This is a genomic window from Flagellimonas marina, from assembly GCF_042651185.1.
In the GTDB taxonomy this organism is placed as follows: Bacteria; Bacteroidota; Bacteroidia; order Flavobacteriales; family Flavobacteriaceae; genus Flagellimonas; species Flagellimonas marina.
In genome coordinates this window covers 1-7,526 of record NZ_JBHSCL010000005.1, presented here as the reverse complement: position 1 = coordinate 7,526, position 7,526 = coordinate 1, and the positions used below count along the sequence as shown (strand labels likewise).

General features: G+C 41.4%; 9 protein-coding genes. 1 reads left to right on the top strand and 8 read right to left on the bottom strand.

All coding sequences use genetic code 11. The annotated features are described in order from the left end of the window. Window positions 1-1,256: sodium:solute symporter family transporter (locus ACFOWS_RS11130; RefSeq protein ID WP_379764547.1), on the top strand; the 1,256-nt coding region annotated here is incomplete at its 5' end. A 366-nt stretch (window positions 1,257-1,622) separates the two neighbouring features. Here the strand turns inward: ACFOWS_RS11130 and ACFOWS_RS11125 are convergent. From ACFOWS_RS11125 to ACFOWS_RS11090, 8 genes are all read right to left on the bottom strand, one after another. Further along, entirely contained in the window at window positions 1,623-2,801 is a 1,179-nt protein-coding gene (locus ACFOWS_RS11125) for an alpha-hydroxy acid oxidase (protein ID WP_379764545.1), read from the bottom strand. Between the two features lie 5 nt (window positions 2,802-2,806). Further along, window positions 2,807-3,145 carry an L-rhamnose mutarotase gene (locus ACFOWS_RS11120; RefSeq protein WP_379764543.1) on the bottom strand — a complete coding sequence of 113 codons (339 nt, stop codon included), beginning with the start codon at window positions 3,143-3,145 and terminating at the stop codon, window positions 2,807-2,809. A 10-nt stretch (window positions 3,146-3,155) separates the two neighbouring features. Beyond that, window positions 3,156-3,572 (bottom strand): hypothetical protein, encoded by a 417-nt coding sequence (locus ACFOWS_RS11115; protein WP_379764541.1) that lies wholly within the window; start codon window positions 3,570-3,572, stop codon window positions 3,156-3,158. A 117-nt stretch (window positions 3,573-3,689) separates the two neighbouring features. Then, window positions 3,690-3,863, bottom strand: a complete 174-nt coding sequence (locus ACFOWS_RS11110) for a hypothetical protein (RefSeq protein WP_379764539.1) — start codon at window positions 3,861-3,863, stop codon at window positions 3,690-3,692. 61 nt (window positions 3,864-3,924) lie between these two features. Then, entirely contained in the window at window positions 3,925-4,779 is an 855-nt protein-coding gene (locus ACFOWS_RS11105) for a fumarylacetoacetate hydrolase family protein (protein WP_379764537.1), read from the bottom strand. Between the two features lie 12 nt (window positions 4,780-4,791). Next, window positions 4,792-5,571, bottom strand: coding sequence for an SDR family NAD(P)-dependent oxidoreductase (locus ACFOWS_RS11100; protein WP_379764535.1), 780 nt, complete (start codon window positions 5,569-5,571; stop codon window positions 4,792-4,794). A gap of 113 nt (window positions 5,572-5,684) precedes the next feature. Next, entirely contained in the window at window positions 5,685-6,176 is a 492-nt protein-coding gene (locus tag ACFOWS_RS11095; protein WP_379764533.1) for a hypothetical protein, read from the bottom strand. Between the two features lie 1,039 nt (window positions 6,177-7,215). Further along, window positions 7,216-7,526, bottom strand: a 311-nt coding sequence (locus tag ACFOWS_RS11090) for an NrtR DNA-binding winged helix domain-containing protein (RefSeq protein ID WP_449267391.1), incomplete at its 5' end; no start/stop codon positions are given.

The window sequence follows — 7,526 nt, the reverse complement described above, 5'->3', positions numbered from 1 at the left end:
TTTTTGTGAACCTCACCTCTGTACTGTACCTGGGCGGATTGGCCCTGGAGACCATTTTGGGGGTAAATATGATCTACGCCATCATTGGCTTGGGGCTCTTCGCGGCGGCCTATTCCCTCTACGGTGGATTGGCGGCGGTGGCCTGGACGGACATCATACAGGTGGTGTTCCTGGTCCTTGGGGGTCTGGTGACGACCTATTTGGCCCTGGACACGGTGTCCGGTGGTGCGGGGGTGATGGCAGGGCTCGGAACTGTCTTCGAGACCGTTCCGGGACATTTTGACATGATCTTGGACAAAACCAACCCGGAATATGTGAACCTGCCCGGTATCGGGGTGCTTGTAGGGGGACTTTGGGTGGCCAATCTGTATTATTGGGGATTCAACCAGTATATCATACAGCGTACGCTGGCGGCCAAGTCCCTGAAGGAGTCCCAAAAGGGGATCTTGTTCGCCGCTTTGTTGAAATTGGTTATCCCGCTAATCGTTGTGATCCCGGGGATCGCGGCCTATGTCATTGTCAATGATCCGGGCCTATTGTCGGGACTGGGGGAGCAGGGACTTGCCAATATCCCTTCCCCTGGAGCTTCCGATAAGGCATACCCTTGGTTGATGCAGTTCTTGCCCACGGGGCTGAAGGGGGTGGCCATTGCGGCCTTGGCAGCGGCCATTGTGTCCTCACTGGCCTCCATGTTGAACTCCACCTCCACCATTTTCACCATGGACATCTACAAACAGCACATCAATGAAAGCGCAAACAATAGGAAACTTGTTGGGGTAGGCCGGCTTTCGGCGGCGGTGGCCCTGGCAATAGCCATGGTCGTGGCCCCACTTTTGGGGGGATTGGACCAGGCCTTTCAATTTATCCAGGAATATACCGGAGTGGTGAGCCCTGGTATCTTAGCTGTGTTCTTGTTGGGACTTTTTTGGAAGAAGACCACCAACCGGGGCGCCATCATCGGGGTGTTGGCCTCCATGCCCGTGGCCATGTTCTTCAAAGTGGGGCCCAAGGGATGGGCGGAGGGAAGTGCACTTGAATCCCTATTTCCATCCCTACCGTGGATGGACCAAATGGGCCTGACCTGTTTGATCACCATGGCGGTCATTATGCTGACCAGTTATGTGCAAACCAATGGTAAGGATGACCCCAAGGGCATTGAGCTTAAAAAAGATACCTTCAGGACCGGACCGCTTTTCAACATAGGGGCATTTGCGATCATGGTGATACTGACGGTGATCTATGCGCTGTTTTGGTAAGAGGGATTGGAATACTAATTTCTTGGTACCATTTTAAGGGTTTTCATTGTTTTAAATCTACAATGCAGGGTATTTTTTGAGCTACTTTTTACTAATTGATTTTAAAAATATATAGTTATATAAACTTCAAAAATAGATGGTAAATTAGCAAATACTATAGATGCTTTCATTTTAGAGGTTAGTTTGCGAGGACAAGGTCAAAAGTTTTTTGAAGTCAGGGTTAGCACTTGATATTCTGTATTTTTTAAGAAAGTAATGAGCAAATGGCCTTGATCCTATTGGATATCCATATGCTTGCAGATAAACCAAGGGCAATCAACAACATATAGTTAATAGAAAAGAATAAGCACTTAACAAGTCATTTTTTCAATTGTATTGGTTGGACACAGGTTTAAGAAAATGGGGCAATTCAGAGGTATAATTACAACCAAGTTGTTCCATAACCTGCTTTAACTGAACCTTTAACAGGGAAATTGTATGATCTCCACCCGTATGCCCCAAAGCAGCGGTCCCATACATAAAAGAACGACCAAGAAAAGTGAACTGCGCTCCTTTTGCCAATGATCTTGCTATATCTGGCCCTGAACGAATACCACTATCCATCATAACCGTAATATTAGTACCATATTTGTCAGAAATCCTACTCATTGGGTCGATTGAGGATTCAGCGGCATCCAATTGTCTTCCTCCATGATTGGAGACAACGATGCCATCCAAACCCAAGGAAATGGCTTTTTCCGCATCGGCTTCGGTGGCTACTCCTTTCAAGACCAATTTCCCTTTCCATAAATCCCTTATGGCCGCTATCTTATCCATATCCATACGTTTACTGAAGGTTTGATCCATAAATTGCCCCAATTGTTTTAAGTTCAAACCTTTGGGCATGTAAGGTTTCAAAACTTCAAAATTAGGTTGACCGTGACGCAAAGTTTCAATGGCCCATTTAGGTTTCCCAAGAATTTGTGCGATATTGGACAAACTCATTTTCGGAGGCATGGAAAGGCCATTTTTTATCTCTTTGGGCCTAAAGCCGAACACCGGTGTGTCGCAAAGCAAAACCAAAACCGGACATCCGGCTACTTGGGCCCTTTTTATCAAATCATTGCGGACCGTTTTTTTTGTGGGATGGTATAGCTGAAACCAAGTATTTCCCTCGGTAATCTCACTTATTCTCTCAATACTGCTAGTTGTTACCGTGCTCAATACAAATGGTATCCCGTGTTCGGCTGCCGCCTTTGCCAAAATCTCGGCCGAGTTGGGCCACATTAAACCCTGTAGACCAACAGGTGCGATTCCGAAGGGCGCATCATAGACCTCTCCAAAAAGTTCTGTGGTTAAATCAGCTTCTTTGAATGCATCCAAATATCTAGGTAGAAGTTCTACCTTTTGGATTTCCCTTATATTCTTATCTAAATTAATTTCGTCATTGCAACCACCATCCAAATATTCAAAGGCAAAACGTGGAATCCTTTTTTTTGCCTTAGTCCTGAGGTCGGCAATAGTAGGGTACTTGGGGTTGAATGAAATTTGATTTCTATTCCGCATATGACTTAAAGATTGAAGATTTTTTCCATGATCATCCATTTTTCACCCTTTTTTGCAAAAGGAAGTGCTTTTTGGAATTGCCACATAAGTTTTTCCCATTCCTGTACTTTGGGGTTGCCCTCATCAGCCTTTTGTTTTTCTTCAAAGGAAAAGGAATCGTTCACCTCTATAATCATGAACAACCTGTTGCCAACACGATAGATTTCCATGTTCTGTATTCCAGATTTTTTGATGCTTTCCAAAATTTCGGACCAAACATTTTTGTGGTAATCTTCGTAAAATTGGATACTTTTTTCATCGTCCACCAGGTCCAATGCCAAACAATACCGCTTTAAGTCTTTCATATATTAAATTTTAGAATTTTTCCTTGGGGACACATAAGCCATTTTCTGAGGGGGATGAACCGCAGCCCATGAGTACCTGTGACCCTGCCAGCCATGAACACAATAAAGTAACAAATTGGTAATTGGCGGCAACTTCACTGGAAATATCCAAAATTTCCTCATATTCGTAAGTGTAGATACAGAAAATAATCTGTGCAGCCAAATATAGAACTTGTGGTAAGATTCCAAGGGTAAATTTGTTTTTGAAAAGGAGGGATTTGGTAATTTGTTTTAAGGAAGGAATGTTGCTGTTGTCATGCGCCTGTTGCATTTTGTTTACAGCGATGGTTACGAATACAAATACCGGTAAAATGGCTAACCCCAAGATTGCGTATGGATTGCGGATGACCATTGGGTCCGATGCGAGTATCATGACTTTTTTGGCCATAACATATAGTATTAAAAGGGTACGTCTTGAACGACATGCCTTGGACTTTTCAAGACATGCTTTTTTGAATATTCTTTCAACCTGCCCCCGGTATCATTGATATAAAGATTTAACCACCTAACCATGATTTTGATTTATAGAATCATCCTTGATACATTCCAATACGAAATCAGCTTCGGCTTCAGATTGACCTGCCGGAACTACAGTACCACCATAAATTTTGTTTTTTTGGAGCAAAGGGGCTGAATCGATAGATATAAAATCCTTTTTGAGAACTTTCAAGGATTCCATTGATTCAAGGATGGCTACCGGCCTTGAACTTCCAAAATGTTGACGGCTATCGATAGTCATATCATTCGAATGCCTTTACATATTGCTTTGAGTTTCCAAGACCATCTATGCCCAATTCGACCGTATCTCCAGGTTTTAGGTAACGTGGCGGATTAAGACCGAATCCTACTCCAAATGGAGTTCCTGTGGATATAACGTCGCCAGGTAACAAGGTCATAAACTGACTTATGTAACTTACCAGTTTGGGAATTCCGAATACAAAATCCGAAGTATTGCTCTTCTGCATGGTCTCTCCATTCAGTTTTAGCCATAAGTTGAGATTGTGTGGGTCTTTAATCTCATCCTTCGTGACCAAAAATGGCCCTAGAGGGGCAAATGTGTCGCAACTTTTTCCTTTCACCCATTGACCCTCACGCTCCAATTGAAATTCACGTTCACTATAGTCGTTGTGCAGGACATAACCAGCAACATAATCCATGGCAGAAGCCTCATCCACATAGGATGCCCGCTTTCCAATGACAAAGGCCAATTCCACTTCCCAATCGGTTTTTGTACTTCCCTTGGGAAGTATCACATCATCATTGGGACCTACAATGGCAGAGGTGGACTTAAAGAACAGTACCGGTTCTTTAGGAATGGTCATGCCACTTTCTTCGGCGTGTTTTGCATAATTAAGGCCAACACAAATAATTTTTGTCGGGGACTTGATGGGCGGACCCAAACGGACTGTATCGGGGACGACCGGGATTTCTTTCAAATTTTTGTCAATCCAGATTTCCAGTCTATTGAGTCCATCGGATTCAAAAAAGTTTTGGTCGTAGTCCTCTCCAAAACTGGAAACATCCAATCGCAAACCCTTGTCAATTTCAATGCCTGGCTTTTCTTTTCCGCAAGGGCCAAATCGTATTAGCTTCATAATAAACTTGTTTTATCCATTTAGTTTTATAAAACCCCCATCAATGGGGAAGTCGGTACCTGTTATGAATGATGCCTCATCGGAGCACAGATAAAGTGCCAGTTGGGCAACTTCGTCAGGTTTTCCCATACGGCCAATGGGTTGTGTCTTGGATAGGTTTTCAAACATTTCCCTTTCATTTCCGGGATAATTTTTGGCAAGAAAGCCATCTACAAAAGGAGTATGCACCCGTGCAGGGGAAATACTATTGCAACGGATTCCATATCCAATATAGTCCTTTGCCACCGAGTAGGTCATGGTCAATACGGCTCCTTTAGTCATGGAGTATGCAAACCTATCGGAAACGGCCACTGACGATGCTACAGAAGCCATATTTAAGATAACTCCTGAACCTTGATCTTTCATCTTTCCTATGGTATTGCCTATGCAATTATATACGCCTTTTATGTTCACCTTGTAAAGTCGATCCAAATCCAACTCCGTTGTGGCTTCGATATTCCCTATGTGGGCTATTCCGGCATTGTTAATGAGTACATCCAACGAATGGTTTTTGGAAATGAATTGGATAACGTCCCTTACTTGATCACTATCGGAAACATCACATTGATGTGCTTGGGCACTGTGGCCTTCAGCAATTATTTCATTGACAACCTGATGGGCTTTTTCCAATTCTAGGTCCAAAACATGGACCATTGCCCCATTGGAAGCAAACTGTTTTGATAGGGCCCACCCAATTCCGCTGCCTCCACCAGTAATCAGGACATTTTTGCCCGTATAGTTGAATTTGGCCATTTTATTTAAAGGTTATTTCTCTAATGGTATTCATATAAATTATCCATTGAAATTTGAATGAAAAAAACAAAGTCATTTTTATCATATTTTAAAGTGGACTTGTCTTTGTAGAGTTAAATCTTTTTTAAAATAAATTCATGTCGTATTTGGCGCGATGACATACCCGGTTTAGGTGAAATAAAGGATACCTGCTCTTCAGAGCTTATGTCTGCACGAATTTGCCACAGTGGTGCTCTCCCTTTCTTGGTGTAAAAGTACCAAATGGAGTTCACTAAATACTGGATTACTTCTTTATAAGGTCGGAGCCATCGAAATTGGTCATTTCCCGTGATCATTCTCCAACAAGAACCCATGTTTTCGGTAAAAATTTTCAGACTTTTCCCTATCACAAGATGGAACGTCGCCATGATTCCAGCAGTGCATAATCCGTTGCCAGGACTAATGGTAAAGGTAAGACCATGCCCTTCAAATTGTTTTAGATGATTGGTTTTAAGAATGGCATAGGCTGCTGAATAGCATAGTTTCTGGTTCGTGGTATCTGAACCATCTAAGCTTTTGCCTGCTGGAAAATAAATATGACTAGCGCTTACATCTGTAATTGGCATAAATTAAAAATCGATGTTTTTTCAAATTTAAAATACTATAGTATATCCCGCTACCAAATTAAAGACCAAATCCAATACTTTTTTTGCATTTAGGACGTAATAATTTATAATACTGGTATAGATTGGAAGCCCGGCTCTCCCTTTTTATGATTTTGAACTATTAGGTTTAAGGTTGAAATAGTGTTGATGGCGCAATGGTATCTTATGGATGTGTTGTTTTTTTGCTTTCTGGTATACAGGCATCACCTATCTTAATTTCATTTTAAAGCCTTCTTAAAGGATTTCTGAGTATCGAACAAAAGAACTACGAAAAACCGATGGACTATTGTTGATTTCCTTGGCCACTTGCTAAGTGTCAATGGATATGTGGAAATTTTGGAACATAAATTCAACTCAACCTTTATTTTCAGTCCTACGGAAATTATTTGTAAAGTCTTATCCGAAAACAACCTATTGTAAGTACATTTGGATAACTGTAAGAGTATTTCAACGGTCTTTACCAATCTTACTCAAGGGTCAAAGCCTTTTTTATTTAAGGACTGGCCATCCAATGGAACTAAATATCATTGAATAAAAGAAAGCCCTACAAGTCAACCTGATTTTGGTTTGCACCACTATGGTCAATTTCTATATAACTCATTAGCTATTGTTGTAGGGAGCAATTACTTATTCACATGGATTCAAAGATTTGGAAACCGACAAGCATAGGCAGAGATTGTCCCTTTATTTAAAACGAGGGTAAGTATTAATTATTCCTGAAATTGGTCCCAAAAATTTGATTCAATGCGTAATTGAGCATCGATTAAGCAATGGTGCCTCACTTTTTCTAAATTCTACGTTCAAAATATGTCATTTAATCGTTGGAATGCTTCGTGCCATGTATACTTTTGATAATATGAATCATTTAGTGGATGCCAAACCTAAAAAAAGATTATCTGGATGACCGTATTCTGTGATGGACGAAAAATGTCTTTTGGCCAAGTAGCACTAAAATTATAATTTATATATGAAATCAGAGTGTGGCCAGGCCGATAACGAATTACTCTAGGAGTTCTTTCAGTTTATTCAAAAAAAGGGCCGCCCTGTACTCCCTTTTTTTCTTTCCGGTGTTCTCTAAAACATCCATCTGAAGTATCTGTTTTCTGAAATTCCGTCTATCTAGTTTTACATCCAAGATATCTTCATAAAGGCTTTGAAGCTCGTGCATGGTAAATTTCTTGGGTAACAGTTCGCCTACAATAAGTTTATGCTTTAGGTTGTTGCGGAGAAAGGAATAAGCTTCGCTGATCAGTTTTTCATGGTCATAGGCAAATTTGTCTGGAAGTTTATCTATGTCAAACCAGTCGATAC